The 18,099-nt window shown below is 57.4% G+C and carries 12 protein-coding genes and 3 pseudogenes; 11 read left to right on the top strand and 4 right to left on the bottom strand.

The window, feature by feature from the left end:
* The first annotated feature begins 451 nt into the window (after positions 1-451).
* Both C476_RS15240 and C476_RS15235 read left to right on the top strand, forming a co-directional pair.
* On the top strand, positions 452-1,594 hold the full coding sequence (locus C476_RS15240; protein WP_008014537.1) for a tyrosine-type recombinase/integrase: 1,143 nt from the start codon (positions 452-454) through the stop codon (positions 1,592-1,594).
* Between the two features lie 424 nt (positions 1,595-2,018).
* On the top strand, positions 2,019-2,582 hold the full coding sequence (locus C476_RS15235; protein WP_008014535.1) for a hypothetical protein: 564 nt from the start codon (positions 2,019-2,021) through the stop codon (positions 2,580-2,582).
* A gap of 7 nt (positions 2,583-2,589) precedes the next feature.
* Here the strand turns inward: C476_RS15235 and C476_RS15230 are convergent, their stop codons facing one another.
* Positions 2,590-2,940 carry a hypothetical protein gene (locus C476_RS15230; RefSeq protein ID WP_008014534.1) on the bottom strand — a complete coding sequence of 117 codons (351 nt, stop codon included), beginning with the start codon at positions 2,938-2,940 and terminating at the stop codon, positions 2,590-2,592.
* A 72-nt stretch (positions 2,941-3,012) separates the two neighbouring features.
* Between C476_RS15230 and C476_RS19825 the strand changes: the two genes are divergently transcribed.
* Positions 3,013-3,168 (top strand): zinc-ribbon domain-containing protein, encoded by a 156-nt coding sequence (locus C476_RS19825; protein ID WP_008014531.1) that lies wholly within the window; start codon positions 3,013-3,015, stop codon positions 3,166-3,168.
* Between the two features lie 179 nt (positions 3,169-3,347).
* The gene (locus tag C476_RS15225) at positions 3,348-3,791 is read left to right on the top strand and encodes a hypothetical protein (RefSeq protein WP_241430503.1); all 444 of its coding nucleotides are present in this window, start codon (positions 3,348-3,350) and stop codon (positions 3,789-3,791) included.
* Between the two features lie 279 nt (positions 3,792-4,070).
* Here C476_RS15225 and C476_RS15220 read toward each other — a convergent pair whose 3' ends face one another.
* Both C476_RS15220 and C476_RS15215 read right to left on the bottom strand, forming a co-directional pair.
* Positions 4,071-4,661, bottom strand: a complete 591-nt coding sequence (locus C476_RS15220; RefSeq protein WP_008014527.1) for a hypothetical protein — start codon at positions 4,659-4,661, stop codon at positions 4,071-4,073.
* A 97-nt stretch (positions 4,662-4,758) separates the two neighbouring features.
* Positions 4,759-5,294: pseudogene (locus tag C476_RS15215) on the bottom strand (transposase); the annotation flags it as partial.
* Between the two features lie 87 nt (positions 5,295-5,381).
* Here C476_RS15215 and C476_RS19820 point away from each other — a divergent pair.
* Positions 5,382-5,529, top strand: a pseudogene (locus C476_RS19820) (ATP-binding protein); the annotation flags it as partial.
* A 189-nt stretch (positions 5,530-5,718) separates the two neighbouring features.
* Positions 5,719-12,222, top strand: coding sequence for a sacsin N-terminal ATP-binding-like domain-containing protein (locus tag C476_RS15210; RefSeq protein WP_008014523.1), 6,504 nt, complete (start codon positions 5,719-5,721; stop codon positions 12,220-12,222).
* Positions 12,223-12,423: 201 nt separating this feature from the next.
* Here C476_RS15210 and C476_RS18445 read toward each other — a convergent pair whose 3' ends face one another.
* Positions 12,424-12,711 (bottom strand): hypothetical protein, encoded by a 288-nt coding sequence (locus tag C476_RS18445; RefSeq protein ID WP_152418223.1) that lies wholly within the window; start codon positions 12,709-12,711, stop codon positions 12,424-12,426.
* 107 nt (positions 12,712-12,818) lie between these two features.
* On the opposite strand from C476_RS18445, the gene C476_RS15200 reads away from it, so the two are divergent.
* The 5 genes and pseudogenes from C476_RS15200 to C476_RS15180 all read left to right on the top strand — a co-directional run.
* Positions 12,819-13,169 carry a calcium-binding protein gene (locus tag C476_RS15200; protein WP_008014519.1) on the top strand — a complete coding sequence of 117 codons (351 nt, stop codon included), beginning with the start codon at positions 12,819-12,821 and terminating at the stop codon, positions 13,167-13,169.
* A gap of 257 nt (positions 13,170-13,426) precedes the next feature.
* Entirely contained in the window at positions 13,427-14,839 is a 1,413-nt protein-coding gene (locus C476_RS15195; protein WP_008014517.1) for a DEAD/DEAH box helicase family protein, read from the top strand.
* Entirely contained in the window at positions 14,826-16,190 is a 1,365-nt protein-coding gene (locus C476_RS15190; RefSeq protein WP_008014516.1) for a DUF790 family protein, read from the top strand. Before C476_RS15195 ends, C476_RS15190 begins: the two co-directional genes overlap by 14 nt.
* Before the next feature lie 639 nt (positions 16,191-16,829).
* Positions 16,830-17,285: a pilin gene (locus tag C476_RS15185; protein WP_049911938.1), complete on the top strand. Its 456-nt coding sequence runs from the start codon at positions 16,830-16,832 to the stop codon at positions 17,283-17,285.
* A 31-nt stretch (positions 17,286-17,316) separates the two neighbouring features.
* Positions 17,317-18,099: pseudogene (locus C476_RS15180) on the top strand (hypothetical protein); the annotation flags it as partial.

The raw sequence follows: 18,099 nt of genomic DNA, 5'->3' as shown, positions 1-18,099 counted from the left end.
AGTAATGTTCATCCAAACTGTTACTCTCCCGCTTCAACTCCTTTGGTTTAGCGGCCCACCCCGACGCCGTCTAGTGATTCAATGGAGCCTCTCAGATGGGTTTCTGCGAAGCGAAGAACTCTACGAAAAGCATCCGATTCAGCAAGGAATGGACGCTATGAGCGCTGTTGCCTCGGAAGACGAAGAATAGTTTCTTTTTCAAACAGCTTCTCTGAGGACGATCGTAACGGGTGTCAGCTGTATGGTGGTTTGTAGAATTTGAGATCCCGAAGTTGTGGTGTACCATCGCTCGGAGAAGATATAGCGCTATATGATTTATAGAAGTGCGTTTGCACGCTCGAGTACCGTAGACTCCCGAAATCGCCAGCGAGAGCCGTTTCAGATTACACTTGGTTAAAGAGCAGTTTAACCAAGGGACTTTACGAGGGTCGACACTGTACCCCACATACGAATGTCTGGATCAACGGATCGACGGGCTACACGCGGGGACACAACCGTCCACGAGGCTATCGAGAGCTACCTTCGGTACAAAATCAACGCCGACGGCTCGAAGACAACCATGCGCTCACCACTGCGTGAGTTCGCCGACCACTGTCGAGACGAGCGTGACCTCGAGTTCGTCGACGATCTCACACCCCATGATGTCCGCAGTTACAGCGAGCACCTCTACGACCGCGTCGTGATCGACGAGGACTTGGCGGCTTCAACCGCTCACAACTACTTCGCGTACGTCCGGGCCTTTCTCTCTTGGTCGGTACGAGAGCAACACCTCGAGTCGAACCCGGCGAATACGAACACCGCGATGGACCCGCTGCCAGAGGACGACGGGAAATGCAAGCGCCAGTATTGGTCTCAGGAAGACCGCGAGACGTTGCTTGAGTACGTCACCAAGCGTGTGGACATGGCCCTGAAGGGAACCATCCGGACTGACGTGGAGACGGCCTTCCGTGACCGGGCGATCGTCGTGATGCTCGACGGGACAGGGGCGCGTGGTGCTGAGTTGTTCGCTGATCCAAAAGACAATAAACGCAACGGCCTCCGGTGGAAGGACGTCGATTTCGACGAGCGGCTGATCGAAGTCTACGGTAAGTCCCGTGAGTACGAACAGGCCCCGTTCCCCGCAAGCGTTCACGATGTCCTCAAGCGATGGTACAGGGTGCAAGAGCCGACGACCGAAGTGTGGCCCGTCTTTCCGACCGGTCACTACGGCTCGAAAAAGCGCACACTCGAGGATGCACTCGGCGAGAAGGGAGTCTCTCGGGCGCTCGGGGGTAGGGGTGACGCCGGGAAGACCGAGGTGCTTGACCGTCTACACTGCGAGCACGAGGTTCCGCCGCCGTCGATCTCGAAAGAGGGCGTTCGCCGACTGCTGAAACGGCTCACCGACGAAGCCGGGATTGATCCGGACGGCGAGTACGACTATCTGACGCTGCACGGCGCTCGGCGGGCACTCGGACGCGACCTCTATACCAGCGGGATGTCCGAAAAGGCTCAGGAAGCGTTACGACACAACTCAATCGAGACTACCCACGAGGCCTACGCCGACGTCAAGATGAAAGATGTCTCCGATTCGATTGACGACGTTCGTGGCTGAAACGAATTCGGGCTATCCTACTCTCTTCGATTCTGGAATTGCCCCGTAGTGTTTGTTGACGAACTACTCAAATAGTCAGCCAAAACAGCTATCACAACGGAGCAGGGCACCGACTTCTTCGGATAGTCCCTCACGTCACAGTACCACAGAAGGAACTCGATGAGATCTCAACAGAAGTCTCGCTGGACCGGACCCGGTACCAGGACTATCCCGACGAGACCCACCTCTCTATTTGCAAGAAGTACTCGGCGGACACGGTTCACTACGCGATCAAGGTCTATGAGACAGACGACCCGTTACCGGTCCTCCAGACCCGAGGTATCGCACAAGGCCGCGTCCTCGAGTGTCTATCGTACATGAAGTTGATCCACGGAGACGAGCTGCTTGGGAAGATCTAACTCTTTTGCTAATATAACATCTACCCATGGTGAAGATCGATCCTTCTGGCGATCCGGAGTTGAAAGCGGTATTTGAGGGAATCAAAGGAAAGATCGTCAATTCGGAAGAGGAGTACCGAAGATTCGTACAGAAGAATCCTCTTCCAGAGGGCTACGTCTGGTGTCGTAGTCCATTTACCGGGAAAGGGAAGTGGAAAGTCACCCACAAGAAAGCCCCCGATATCTCGACGACAGATACAGGATTAGAACAGGATCTCCGGTCACTTCTCCAGACGTGGGGACTATGGAATCATTTCGAACAAGACGTTCGCATTCTTGGCCGACAGTTAGACTTTGCTGACAGACAGAACAAAGTCGTGTTAGAACCTGGTGCAGTCTATTGGCATACGCCAGACGGATGTGAGGGAGAAGCTCTAGCCGCGATCGGAGAACATCCTGAAGAGGTCTACTCACCACCGACGGAGTCTGATATCCAAAAACAACGGACTCTCGAGGAAGCGGGGTGGCAGGTTCTATGGATCACTGAGAACGCGGTTTCTAATGATGCGGAAGCGATCAAAGACTGGCTAGAAGAAACGGCTGTTCTCTGACGAGCTGCTATAGTTTATCGGTGAACATCAGTGCGAGCCCGATAAGAGAGATCAATGCCAGGAATGAGCCAAGCTCGGCAAATGGAGAAGGAACTAACAGAGGAAAGATTCCAGGGACGCCGAACCAGAGCCCGAACCCTACGACGACAACGCCGAAGGTATACTTGGCGTTCCAGTATTTTGCTCTCGTATAGAGCCCAAAGAGGATAAGTCCAGTTAGCCCTACATAGATCATCCCGGCCTCTTGTGCCCCATAGACTACTTTGATTATTCCTACGAACGCCAAGAGGGCAATAGGAGGTAACCCGAATTCTTCAATCGCTCTTCGGATCCCATCGAAGAGTGAGGGAGCAGCCATCGATACAGAATCATTAGATCTCTAATTAAATAAGTCTGTATAGAATGAAGGTATACGAGAAGTATAGTCTGTATGGGGGAGGCCTTGATAACCACATTTATTATCAGTTATTTATATATCAGATTCATGGGCCGAAGGATCAAGAAGCGCCAGAAGAAGTGCCCTAACTGCGGCGAGAACATTTTACAGGAGAACTCTGAGTGTCCCGAGTGTGGGTATGACTTCTAACTATGAGTGGCGATAAGGAACGAGCAGAGCTACGTCAATGGAAGTGTTTTGAGTGTGGTTCGAAAAATCTGGTCCAATCTGGTGGGGTAAAGAAGTGCAGTGAATGTGGACATAAAGTGTAAGGAATGCTCTCCCAGCTCGGAGGTCTGTTTGTCCAATGGTTCCTATTGATTCTCTTCGTGAGCGAGATTGGTGGCAAGCTCTATCTGAACTGGAACCACCAGTTCGGGATCGTCGAAGATCATAGTCTCTATGACGAGATCTCACAAGACCAGCGGGGGACGGCACTTGCAGTAGCCAGTCTGGTCTTCGCGGGATTAGCGATTATTCTCTCCGATAGTCCCGGTCAGCACGTCCTACAGATCGAGATATTCGTAGCCGCCTTCGGGATGTTACTGATCGCAGCATTCGCTCACGAACTGACGCTTACGTATCGCATCGTCTTGACCCTTCAAGAGATGGCGTTAGAGTACGGTCTGATGCTAATGGTCTGGGGTATCTTCTTGCTTATCTACGAGTTGACGCCGGGAACAGGGCTAGTCTTAGCGGTTGTTTCGCTTGCTGTCTTCCTGTTCCGGTTCGCGAGTCTAAAGGGTGAACTCGAGGCCCATGCTAACGAATAGCTATCATTGGTCAAGCAGTGTCGAGATCTTGTTCCAGTTAGTAGTGGCCAGTAGCCCGAGTGCCGTGATGAGCCCAAGACCAAGGAGGGAACTTCCGATCCAGAGATCTGTATACGGGGAATTCATCCCCGAATGCGCAATAATAACCCGCTCGACGACAGAACCTACGTAGAAGCAGAAGTCGAGGAACAGCTCGATACTGCGATCTCGACTGATGGCGATGAAACCATTGATCTGGAGGTTCTGGACATGATCGGAGATATCAGATAATAATCTGTCTCACTGTTCGTTCTCATACCAGTAGAGAAATATACCGATCATCAGACTCCATACGATGAGCCCGAAGAACCGTGTTCGGGTCTCGAGTGGATAGTAGATCCCGAGGTGATAGAAGATAACCGGGATTAGGAATGTAGCAGAACAAGGGATAAGGATGAGATACCGATCAACTGGTTCTCGGTACCGAAGAATATCTGTCGGAGAACTCGCATTGCTGTCTCGCATATTGATGTAGATACGGCTGATCACAACAGCCAACGCCAGTGACTGAGCAGCGATCAAGTCGCCTGTAATCCATGAAGCGACCCACTCCATTGTGATACCGATACTCACTGCACCGATACTCGTGATGATGAACGAGATATATGCTAAGTTTCGATCCGGGAGCAGTGGAAGGTCACCACCCACTTGGGTCCAGATCTGGACGAGAACAGCGTAGAAGAGCAGTGTCATCGCCTGATCAATGAAGTAGTATCGGAGTCCAGAAATAACAAACACGACCAGAATAAGGCCGATAGAGATGACCGGGATCCACTCTTCATTAGAGAGGTCCTGGAATGGTTTCCGGAATGAATCTCGCCCAGCAGCCATAGCGCAAACAGGTTACTCAGCTATCCTAAATGCACGGGTCTCAGTCGAATCATATCCATGAACGCCTCGGTTCACAGAGAACACCTATATTCGGTACTCAGCTTTGCACGTTAGCGTCAGCTGTTGAGTGAACGAAGAGGTGGTTGATCTCTTCCATGAGGTCATCAATGCCTCGGTCGTCGTTGTCCCGAACCCACGAGAGAAGGTTGTACACGGCTTCCTTCAGAGAATGTTTAAGGTTCGCTCGAAGCGATGACGCTTTCGAGCGAACTGTCCCCAAGGCGCTCGATCGGGATCAAGACGAACGAGACTGTAGGCGGCCATGAGAAGGCGCCAGTGGCGACTGGCACCTTCGTCGGTCTGCATCGCGCAGTCTCCAAAGCTGAGATCCTGCTTCGAGTCCTCGAAAAACGTCTCGATGCGCCACCGCATTCCGTAGGAGCGAATCACGTGTTCGGTCGATGCGTCGATCTTGTTCGTAGCGAGGTATTTGACTGGGTTGTCCTCGTCTTCCTCCGTTTCTTTCTCGGCCATGACCAGCTTCACGTCTCCCAAATGGGAGTCGAGAAGCTTCTTCGTCCAGATGTAGTAGGTGTCGTCTTCAATGTCACGTTCAGTCGTGTCGATGCGCTTTTAATGAGTGAGAGATCTTTTGTAAGTCCCTTCTCGTGATAGGACAATGGGAAACAGTCGTCGGAAAGCCATAACCGATCATCTCCCCACAACGAACCAGAATACGTCCTCCGGACCGAACTCACAGACCCGAATCGGTACTTTGCGACTCACCGCAATAGCCGCGGGGAAGACAACCTCGAACGAGATCGCCCGAACGCTGGGAATCGGCGGGAAACAAATCTCGACGTACACTCATACTACCGGCTGAAATCTATTAGTTCCTAACTGGGTACGGATTTACTGGAAGGTCCACTAGATACTGAGGCGGTCGACGATTGAGCGCGCCCAGGACGACGTCGAATCGCTCCAGGTACAGTGTCCAGCGGACGACTGTCGCTGGCCGCTGTGTTTATACTGAAGATCTTCGTGGATACACTCACTAGTGAGTCGACAGGATTCAGCAGTTGCTGACGGAACGGCCACAGCGGAGTGGGAAGGGAAGCTGGCGGAACCGTACGATCGCTTACTGAAGAAGATCGATGGCGTCGACAAGAGCGGGGAGTGGACGCTTTCAGACGCGCTCGACGAGCAGACCGGTATCGGCGGGGGTGAGGCGGGAACTGCGGGTGCTCATCAGGACCGCGAACTCGTCGAGTTGCTGCAGAACGGACGCGACGCGATTCAGCAGTCTGACGACGAGTGCGGGTCGCTATACGTCGAAGTCCGGGAGCGCGGCGTGCTCGTCGCGAACACCGGTTCCCCGTTCAACATCCGCGACGACAATATTCGCGAGGATCTCCGGAAGATCACGTTCTCCCGCAAGGATGAGGGGGCGATCGGCGAGAAGGGCGTCGGACTGACTTCGGTCTGCATGGTCGGCGAAGCTTACGAGGTCTGGACGCAACCAGACGTCGATGGTATCGATCGGTTTGAGTGCGGTCCAGTCAATCCGACGGCTGCAGTCGCCGCTCGAACCACCGCCGACGCGGTATCGGAGCAACTGGACACCTTCACGTCCCGGCTCTCGTCGAACGTCGAGCGACTCGAGACCTGGTTCGACGAGGCAGCGCCTACGATTCCGGTTGACGACGTCCGTCCAGAAGACGTTGAGGCGCTCCCGTTCTTCTACTATCCGTTACCACTGCGGGTTCCCGAGACGCCGTCGGACGCACAGCACCCGTTACAGGAACGAGCAATGGAGTTGCTTCAGGGGACGGGCCCGGACATCACTGACGCCGACGGAAACCCGATCGATTTCACGACTGCCGTTATCGTCCGGTTTCAGGACGAACTACTCCGCGAGTTCCGTGACGCACTGAACGCTCCTCGGACCGGCGAGAAACCGGCCGCAGAGTCGATTGCGGCCGATCTCTGGGAACGGCTCAGTTACTCGGCGACGAACGCATATGACGATTTAAGCGGGCAGGTCACCCCCGAGTCGCTCGTCCATTTCGAGAACGTCGAACAAGTCGTGCTCCGCAACGCGACCGAGGCCGTGATAGACGAACAGGACTCTCCCCTCGAGGAGACGTGGACGATCGAACGCGAGGAGCGGTCCGTTCCGTCGACTGCCGACATCGACCGCGACCTGCGGGCGGCGGACGTGGCGGTCACCGTCAACTCGGCGGACGAGTGCGATCCAATTGAACACCGCTACGATCAGTTCGAACGTCCGCTCGAGGCGTATCCGCGATTCGAGGACGAACTCGAGACGGGTAAGTCCGGTATCGTCGGCGCAGACTCCGCCGAGACGAGCGAGACCGACCGATCCGCATCGGAGTACGCGTACGCTCGAGTTCTCGTGCCGCGTGACGCTCGCGGATCCCCCGTCGGACCGATGTCCCACTCGTATCCGCCGTATCTCTACTATCCGATCGCGAGCGCGGGGGAACAGTTCCCCTTCTGCGTCCACGGGAACTTCGAGGTCTCGAAAGACCGAAAGGAACTCTACTCGCATTCGACGGCCCACAATGCGCTGGTCCTTCGAGAGGCCGCGGCGCTTCTGGCAGACGTTGCGACGGTCGCCGCTGCGGCCGAATCGACCGAACACGATCACGACCTCTCGCTGGCGATGGGGTATCCGTGGAACGTACTGCCGCCGCTGTCGGCGGATGATGACGCGCCCTCGGATCTGGCGGCGGTACTGGACTCGCCAGCGGATGCGGACGTACTCGAGTACTTCTGTGCGGCCGTCTACGATCGGTTGCGCGAGCAGCCATGTGTTCCGAGTGCCAGAACGGGCGGGCCGATGCTGCTCGAGGAATCGCTGCTCCATGCGGACCGAGCGGTCGTCAAGGGGATCGTCGCTCTCCACGAAGTCGCTGCCGAGACGATCGAGGGACGTTATTTCGAGGACGGAACCGACACGTACGACGCCGAGGAAACGATTCCGACGCCCGCTGTCGACAAACGACTCCCGACGAAGCGATCGGCAGGGGCGTTTCTTGACTGGGAATCTCATCCGGAGCTGAACACCGTCGCGTGGTCATCTCGGTATGAGCGACTCCTCGATTCCGATACGGCGGACGGCGATTGGACTGAAACGCTACTTCGCGACTGGGTGACGTGGTTGCGAACGCTCCTCGAGAGCGACCCGGGGCTGCCGAGCCTCGACGTCGAAGCCGAGACGGGACGGGCGCTATTTGGCGGGACCGCAGCGCTGGTTTCGGCCCACTCGACGGCGACCGACCGAGACGTCGGCGATGTCCTCGGCGACTACGTCGAACCGGCGGGGAACGGCGTCTACCTCTTGCCCTGTGAGACGGCCGATAGAGACGTCGAAGAGCAGGAAGACGACGCCGAGATGCTATCGCTGGTTCCCATCGAAAGCCACCGGCGCGAGGGCGACGGCGCGGACCGGACGTATACGCGAACGGTGTTCTGGCGCGGCGATGACGCGCCCGAGACGACGCTTCCGACGCCGGGCGGAACGGAACTCCGTGGGGCGGAGTTCGATGTCTTCGTCATCGACGCCGGGATTTCGGAATCGGAACCCGCGCGAACGGTCCTCTCAGCGGCCGGGAACCGCTGGGGGATCGTCCAGCTTCAGTCCTATCCGCAGTATGTTCGCGAGTTGCTCGGCGCAACGTCACAGGCAGGCGACCGGACGGGTAGGGCTACCGACGCGACGGTTTCGGTCGAGGGCGTCGAGTTCTTCGCGTCGGCACTCGAGGGCGACGAGCGTGGGAAACTGGCCTTCGGGGAGGGCGCGTACCTGAACGACGACGATGTCGAGAAGCACACAAAATACGCCGACCGGAGTCGACGATTGCGCAACCGGCTGGCGGCTCGCCGGGCCCGACTGAGCAGCGAACTCCTGGAGGGGACTGACGCGGACGAGCACGTCTCGGCGGTTCGACTCGATGCGGACTGGCAGCGCCAGCGGCATCGTGCAGCGCAACTCCTCGACAGCGATGCCGGAGCCGAGCCGGAGGACGGCGAGGAACTCGACGCTCAACCGATCGTCTCGAGCGAGCCTGTTGAGTCCGTCCCATCGCTCGTGTCACCGGACGCAGCGACCGATCGACTCGCTGTCGATACCCGAATGGACACCGAGGCGGCCCTCGCCCGATTGTTCGGGACGTTCGGTGTTGGCGTGATCCCTGGGCTCGAGATCCTAGTACAGGCGGAAACGCCCGATGGTGGGGACGCTCACTGGAATCCGTCGGCATGGACCGAGACGACGGCCAGACAGGCGTCGCTGAAAGAGGCAGTATCCGAAATGGAGGAGGAGACGGCCGTTGGTGCTCGAGACGGCGTTAAGCACCACGGCGGCTACCTCGATTTCGTCACCGCTCCGGAGCACGGCCCGAACGCGACAGCGGGCCACAGCAGCAACTGCGACGTTAAGGATATCCGCGGTCGGTACACTCAGGAAGCCGTCTGCGACGAAACCATCGGGAAAGCGTTCGACGAGCTGACGATCTCGCTGGAGTCGTGGGTCTGGCGACAGGGTGCCGACGAGAGCGGTCGACGGGGCTGGTTTACGGATCTCGGGAGCGAGTACGTGTCGGCAGTACTGGAGACCTACGGAGGAAAACTCGTGGAGACCGTCCTCACGACCGGCTGGTCCTGTCGCGAGGACCACGGCGGGCGCCACGGCTGGACCGACCGGCTCCCGACGTTGCTTAACTGGCAGCTCCGCCACTCGAGTATCTGGACCGACAGCGACGTCGTGACGACGCCGCAGGAGTGGGAAACACCCGGACCGCTCGCCTGGGCGGTCACGAGCAGCGGTGCGGGCCGACGGACGAACAACTGGCTCCCCACAGTCGACATCACCGAGACCGACGTCGACGAGGATGTCTGGGACTTTCTAGGCGTGACGTCGCTCGAGTCCCTCTCCCCGAGCGCCGCGGCGTATCGCCTTCAGAAGATGCAGGAGGAACTGGCCAGCGCCGATCTCGCGGCCGAATTGGGTCCCGTTCCGCTCGATGAGCCACAGCTATCGAAGCAGGGAAGCGGCTGGAAGACAGTCTACTCGGCGCTCGTCGACGCTATTAACGGCTATCTCGCCGCCGATTCCGATCGCGAGTTGTCGGAACTCCCGTTTCTTACGCACCTCCCGGTCAAAGCAGGCGTGGAAACGTGGCTGGCAGCGCCGATCGAGGCGATCCGAGAGCGGGACGTCTACTGGTACAGCGACACGCAGGCTCTCCCGTGGGAAGACCGAACGGGATCTCGGGAGGGGCCATGGGTCCTCGAGACAGCGATTCAGGGCGGCTCAAAACCCCTCGCCGAGGCGCTCGCATGCGACATTCGACGGTCGGCCGCAACGCGTCCGGTTATGACGTTGCTCGAGGACGGCGAGGGAAAAAGTGACCAGGGGCAGCGGAGCGCTCCACTGGCGGATTTGACTAACGAGATGCGAAACCGGTTGCACGACCTCCGACCGCTCCTGCTGGCCGTCCTGACGGCGGAGCGGCCGACGAACGAGATCGACGAGGAAACCGACGCCGCGTTGACGACGGCGATCGAAGCCCTCCGCGCCGTTCCGGAGCGACGGTACGACCGGTATCTGGATGACGCCGGGCTGACGGCGTCCGACGACAGGTTCGCCAGCGGATCGACGATCTACGAACTCCCGTCGGCGGACGGCTACGGACTAGCGTACAACGCCGGCCTGGTCGACCCCGGAGCCGACGTGGACGATGTCCTGGAACAGCTTACCGACGGGCTCAGGCTCCTGTTCGAGCGGTCCCGTTCGACAGATCTACGACTCGCCCTACGGGGCGAAGAGGCACTGCTCGAATCGGACGTTCCGCTTCGGGAGATGCGTCGGCAACTCGACGAGCGGACGAGCGAACGGTTGCAAGCGGAACTCGACGCTGTTCGTGATCTCGTCAGTACGCTGGGAGTCGACGTGGAGTTCGAGATGTCATCCCGAGATCGTCTCGACGAACTTGACGCCGACCCGTATCGGCTCGCAACCCGACTCGGGACGGCGTTTATCCATGAAGACGGCGATCCGGATGTCCCCGAGGAGTTCCAGTCGCTCCTTGAGGCGGTCAAAGAACTCCCACGGCCCTACGCTGAACTTGCTCGGGCCGTCGTCGACGATGGATCGACTGCAGGGCGCTGTCCGTGTCAGAACTGCGCCGAACTGGCATTCGAGAATGACGGGACAGACGGGCTCGAGGCGTTTCTCGAGTGGGCATGGGATCACCACTCCGAGTACGAGATCCACTGGGGGATCCGGGCACAGCCCCGTCACCGACTCGACGAACTTGTTACCGTCTGGCGCGATACGACGCCCACTGAGCGGGAGGAGCGATTGGGTGACGTCACCGGCTGGCAGGACGCACTGCAGACGACCGCCGTCGACTTCGCGTGGACCGCACCGCCTCGGTATCGGTCGATCGATGCGATCGTCGACGAACTCACTGAATCTAATGAGGGCTGCTGGTTCGAGGTCAGTTCCGAGACCGTGTCGGAGCTCGTCGAAGCTGTTCTCTCCATCGTCGCTCCTGAATCGCCGGCGGTGCGGAAAGCGCTACGTCGCTACGTCGATGGTACCGATCGGCTACCGCAGCAGCAATTCCGGGGTGACGAGACGTCGATGATGGAACTCCGGGCCGACGCCTGGAACCTCGTGACCGACACCGAACTGACGACTCGATCGCTCGATAATCAATCCGCCGAGACGGTCGTGTTCCACACTCGCAATGGCGGTTCCGGGCAGGGCGGCAGTATCGAGATCAGCGACCGACCGGCGTTCGCCGAAGAAGTCGTATTCGCCCACGTTTGTCAGCAGTATCGAGACATGCTATCCGAGTACGATGAGGACGCACCGAGTGAACAGAACGCAATTCCCGAGGTTCTCGAGACGATCCTCGAGCGCATCTGCGATCCAGCGGGAGACCTCGAGTGGCATACGAAGGGGCGCTGTCAGCGCCTTCAGTCAGCGGGAACGCCACGAGAGCTGGCGACGACGATGCTCGAGGAGATCGAAGCCGATGAGACGAGCCACACTGATAGCGCGACGCGACAGGCACTCGTCGCCGCGGACGAACGGGGACCGGGTTACGACGTTCTCGATGTGACGGGGCGACTCGCGGCGTCACTTCGGTCCGAATCCGACGACGAGACAACACCGTCTGCTCTCGTTCCGACGCCTGTCGAAGTGAAAGCCGTCACCGGTGATGGCCCCCATCGCGTTCGATTTACCGTTAACGAATTGCGACGAGCCCTCGAGTTTGCGGCCGACGCCGACGCGTCGTACCTGCTCCAGCTCGTCTGCGTCGAAGACGACGGGGACGGCGGGTATCGCGTCGAGTTAGCCGGTGCCGAATCGTTCGACGAGCCGGACGACATCTATCGGAAACTCGAGTCGCTCGACATCGACCACTGGGCCGATCTCGATACCGATCCGGAGACGCTTGCTCGAGGTTCGGCAGCGATGGTACAGGAACTCGTTAAAGGCGGCTACATTACGCTCGAACTGTGACTCAGTGACGCGGTGCGATGACGAGAATCTTCGTTTCTTCTCGTTATAAATCCAATCTATATTATTTTTAGACCAATAATATAAATCATCAAATCTTATTGAGGAATCAACCGAGGTAATTTTCAATCTTATCAATTCCGCAAGCCGAGATACATGTAATTCCGTCACCTCGTGGTAATGCCCCGACGTTTTGGGATAGAATCATTCACATTCATCGCGAATTGTCGTGGCTGACGGATGGTCAGGTCCGTTAGTAGCTGAAACTGAGTTGCCAGCCTCATTAAGGATAAGTATCGATTCTCCATGTCCAGCTGTCGTGAGTGGTCCCTCATCGAGTGAATCAATCTCACCAACTTTGTAGGCAAAGTCATCATCGTCGGGTGCTTTCCACGTGTCGACTTTCACTACACTATATCTCTTCTCGTGAGGCCGAAGTTCTGATCTATCTCCTAATTTAGACATAACACTAGAATTTATTGTGATCTCCATATATAATTCACTCCCCCCCAATCAAAACACAAATGCGTTGCCTCGAGTCGGTGAGAACTGAAGAGACCTCCAGAACGCCTTACTTTCGAGCCGACCTACTGCTAACTATGGTAGACAATGACGAAGAGCGTGAGGAGCGCATCGGGATGGAGATAATCGTCGATGCCTACACTCAAGACGAGCAGGCAGTGGGCTGGATAACCTACCTGGAGGAGACCATGGACTTTCCCTTTGAAGCGCAGTGTATCGAGGAGCGCGAGGTATCTCCGCTAAAGGAAGGCGAAACAGTGCGCGTGCTCGGAATGCCCTCGGTAGAGCCGTCGCTCCGTCAGCAGTTCGTAACCATCGAGTGGAACGACAGAGAACTCGGAGTACCACTGAAACAACTCGAGCCTCTCGAAGCCAGCGATGATACTGAACAGGCAGTCGCCGACTGGCACTACTGGCTCAACCGATGACGAGTGATGAGAAAGAGTTGTGCTGCCTCAGCAAGCCTTACTCACAGGGGTACCGCGTCTCGGTAATGAGGGTCTCGCGTCGCAAAGCCGTCTCGAACCCGCTCGTTTGTTTCAGTGTAGTTGAATAACTACCCACTCTCAGAACGCTTCTCGAGTCATCTTGGTGAATGCCTTCATAGCACGCCCGGCGGTCGAATATCGGCGAGCGATAGCCAGCAAACCCAAGTACGGCGTCGGTCGTAGACGTTTGTAGTTGCATGCGCCTGACGTTCGATGATGGAACGCTGCTACTCGAGGACGCACCCGACAGTGTTCCCTACGCCGAGTGGGACGATCGCGTCGACGAGTATCGAGCGCAGGCCTATCGCTATCACGACCTCCATCAGTGGGCAGCTCCCTCCAGTCGCGACCAGCAGACCCTCGCGCAGGCCACGATGGCTAGCGAACCTCTTGAAGACGATGCTAGAGCCTACAGTGACCTTGCCCTCTCACCTGCCGTCGCGATCGAACCTCGAGGCTACCAGCAAGCCGCCCTCGAGGCCTGGATCGATCACGACCGTCGGGGGAGTGTCGTCCTCCCGACCGGCAGTGGGAAAACGTTCCTCGCGATCCAGTCGATTGCCGACGCCGGCGTCAGTACGCTCGTGGTCGTTCCCACGATCGATCTGCTCAACCAGTGGCATGCGACGCTCACTAACGCGTTCGGAGACCAGCTTCCTGACGATGTCGGTGTCCTCGGCGGGGGCAGCCACACGATCACGGACGTGACGGTGACGACCTACGATTCCGCCTATCGGTACATCAACGAGTACGGCGACCGGTTCGGTCTGCTGGTTGTCGACGAGGTCCATCACTTGCCTGCCCCGACCTACCAGCAGATTCCCGAGATGACGATCGCGCCCTATCGGCTCGGATTGACTGCCACCTACGAACGAGCTGACGACCAACACGAGGTCCTCGAGGAGTTACTTGGTCCCGTCGTCTACAAGGAAGATGTCGACGAACTCACCGGCGAGTACCTCAGCGATTACGAGACGATTCACCTCGAGGTTGAGCTCACCACCGACGAGCGCAATCAGTACGAAGAGGAATACCAGCTGTATCGCGACTACGTCGACTCCCACGACTTCGACATTTGGAAGGAAGGGGGCTACCAGGAGTTCCTCAAGCGCAGTTCCTACGATCCACAGGGGCGACGAGCCCTAATCGCCAAACAGCGGGCCGAAGAGATCGCTCGAACTGCCGAGAAAAAGATCGACACCCTGGACAACCTTCTGAAACGCCACTACGACGACCGGACGATCATCTTCACAGCGAATAATGACTTCGCCTACGAGATTTCCCAGGAGTTCATCATCCCGTGTATTACTCACCAAACGGCTACTGAGGAACGCACAGACCTTCTCGACCGATTCCGGACCGGGGAGTACTCGATGCTCGTGACCTCACAGGTCCTCGACGAGGGTATCGACGTACCGGCGGCGAACGTCGGGATCATCCTCTCGGGAAGTGCCTCGAAACGTCAGTACGCCCAGCGGCTTGGGCGGATCCTTCGCCCGACTGACGATCGCCAGCCAGCACGCCTCTACGAGATCATCGCGGCCAATACCAAGGAAACGTATGTCTCTCAACACCGTCGCCAAGGGGTAGGAACCGATGCTGACAGCTGATCTCGCTCGCTCGCGCACACGAAACGGATCTGTTGAGCCACTGTTTATCGGCCCTGCCGAGTCTCGATACCGAGAGACGGCTCAGCAACTCATCGACATCTTCGAAGACCACATAGGTGAACCCAAAGGTGACCTCGAGGAGACGATCGACCAGCTGACGATCGCCGATACCGACTACAAGATCGTCCAGGGACTGGCGAAGCTTCTCACGGATGAGTGCGAGTTCGAGACGGTGGCTACAGCCGATCCCCAGAAGATCCGTCAGGCGTTGTTCGCGAAGGCTAACGAGTCGTATCCGATCGTCCGTCAGCCCACTCTCGGGGACGATACGCAACGCCTCGAGGTCTACAGTGCCGTCGCTGACCAGCTTGGACTCAGTCTCGAAGAGTGTTACCGAGGGATGTACGCCGATCTCGAGGACAACATGCTGCTGGTGCGATTCGGCGATCTGTACGTTGACGAATACACCGACGAGGGTCGTTCGTCGACGACCCGCTTGACGGGAGATAGCGAGGAGACTTACGCTGAGGACACGATCAGTGTTGACTGGCTTCTCACGCGGTACAATCTCGCGCTGGCTCAGGCGGTCCTGTACGACGCAACGCAGATGCGGATCCGTGTGTGGGACCACTTCAACACGGTGTTCAGCTACGTCAAGTTGTTTGGGTTGATGCACCGGATCTATCCAATTGACGAAACCGGCGAGTGGGTCGACTCGACGGATGTCGCTGCAGGCTACGAAGCAATTCTGGATGGGCCTGCGTCGTTGTTCTCGAAATCCCGGAAGTACGGTATTCGGATGGCGAACTTCCTGCCAGCACTGCCGTTGTGTGACCGCTGGGAGATGACGGCAGAAGTCCTCGATGGGGACGGAGGATCGACAAACAGTGGATCACTGACGTTTGAACTCGACCAGACCGATGGATTGTCCTCTCACTACAGCGCCCAGGACGAGTTCGACAGCGATCTTGAGCGAACACTGGCCCAGAAGTGGGAACGGGCGACCACCGACTGGGAGTTACGTCGCGAGGACGACGTGCTGGATTTGGGTGCCGAGGTGATGATCCCCGACTTCGCAGTTGAGCATCCAGACGGCCGACGGGCGATCCTCGAGATCGTGGGCTTCTGGACGCCCGAGTACCTCGAGGAGAAACTCGCGAAGATCGAGGCCGCCGAACTTGACCATCTCCTGATCGCGGTTTCTGATCGACTCGACTGTTCGGCGACCGATGTCGAGAAGGTGAGCGATCAGGTGCTGTGGTTCAAGTCCGGGATTCATGTCTACGATGTTGTTGATCTTGCAGAGGAGTATGCTCTCGAGACAGATAGACAAAAGTTACATTCAGAGTAACGGTACGCGAGAAAGCTGGCATATTTCACACGCTAACACGCAGTGAAGCTCATGCATCGGCGCACTTGAACTCGGCGGGCAGCGTGACGATCACCGCTGTCTGTGGTTCGGTTTCGACTTTCTGGATCGTGTGGCGCACTGGACTTCGTGTTCGCCGAGAGATTGTGCTCGTTTTTGCCAATCAAGAAACCAAAGACCCTGCTACTCTAGACGTGTTTGAGATACAGCCGATCGATTGCGTGTGCGAATGGGTCGCTGTCGGGAGAGATCTTCGATGCGGCACTCGATATAGCGCTCGATAGCGATGCCCTCACCGAGGGAAGGAGATGTCTTGAGAGTGGTAGCGAGTTTTGAGGACTGAAATTACTACCATTAGTAAGTTTTACCGGAAATTTTTATATAGTATATTCAATAAGTGTTCTGTGTGTTCAACTCCCATGGTGAATGAACCATGCAAAATGCAGACACTATGAGTGGCTTGGGCCAATTGACCGACGCAGTATCAGTCCTCCCGCAATCCGAGCCACATCCCCCTACCAGGTCCCAAGACGGACTGGTCGAGCAGACGCCCTTCGACGAGACTCGCTCTCGTAGCCCTCGAGGCGCTGTTCGAAACATTCCATACAGACCGTTACATCAATGAATACCAATTCACCGCGTAAGTCGCCAGATACGTCGACTGAATGCCCTGATTTACCGACTAAGTTCCGACAAGCGTGTAGACGAGTTGTGCCAGAAGCAACCTCACTCGCAGTCTGGCTGGCCTTCATCGCCCTCGCTTCTGGATCGGTAGCTGCCCAGTCGAGTGTGGGTGATGTCTACTGTGGAACCGGTGTCGAGACTGGTATTGGCATCGTCTTCGGCGCTGTTGCTGGTCTCGGTCTTCCTGCAACGGGATTCTACGTCGGTCGAGCTGGCCTCTCGTACATGCGCGCTGGTGGGAATCCAGAAAAGAAGAATCAGGCCAAAGAGAGACTCGTGATGTCGGGTGTCGGGTTCGGGATCATCGTCCTCGCGCTGATCTCACCCGAACTGATTGACAAGGTTGGAAGTCAGATGGGATTCGGCTTCTCAGACTGTGTCAAACCATTCTGAACCACCAGAACTTGCGGTTGCCTGAAGCTCAATGACCACACCACGTGCGATCAACGCCGCCCTCATGCTTCTCGTCGCAAGCGGAGGCGCTGTCTTCCTGGCTGTCGGTGTCGCTGTTGCCGAGCCGAATTCGAGTCCAGGGATTCCTGCGGATGGGCCAGATTACGGCGTGAACGAGACACGGTTCCCACTGTTATGGTCGGACGACCTCGATCAGCAAAACCGCTCGAGCGAGGAATTCGAGGACACCATTTCGTCTGCGCCGGAGTTTTCGACCCGGCTTGCAGGGTCGACAGACGTCCCGTTCGAGAAGCCAATCGAAGACGTCGAGAGGTGGAACAACGGTGATCTCCAGGACTTTGACCCTGGTAGCGAGAAAACCTCTGTCCATCCAGAACGGGCACACCTCGAGGATGGGCTCTACATTCGGGATGCGTACACGAGCATCGTTGCAGTCCAGCCGTCGACGGTGCTGCACTCGGGGAACACCTCGACGCGGTACATCACGCCAGACGGCGAGGTCCTTGTGATAGCCGATTACCGGGTCCGTGTCCCAGACGATGACACAAGCGGCTCGGTTCGCCACCACTGGTCGATTGCTGACACTGCCGTTGACACGGTTGTCCTGCAGACAGATAGCTGGGTACTCGATGCCGATCGTGGTCATCGCTCCACGCTCGAGTATCGGGGACTGTCGGGAGCGCAGAATCTGACCGTTGAAGCGACAGTCACCGCTCGCCTTCGGCATGAAACCCGGACGTGCACTGATTACAATAGCACGATCGGATCCTGTGAAGGCTCGTGGGAGACAGAG

Source organism: Natrinema limicola JCM 13563 (assembly GCF_000337475.1).
GTDB classification, from domain to species: Archaea; Halobacteriota; Halobacteria; order Halobacteriales; family Natrialbaceae; genus Natrinema; species Natrinema limicola.
Note: the sequence above shows the minus strand (reverse complement) of the source record. Positions and strands in the feature narration are given on the sequence as shown.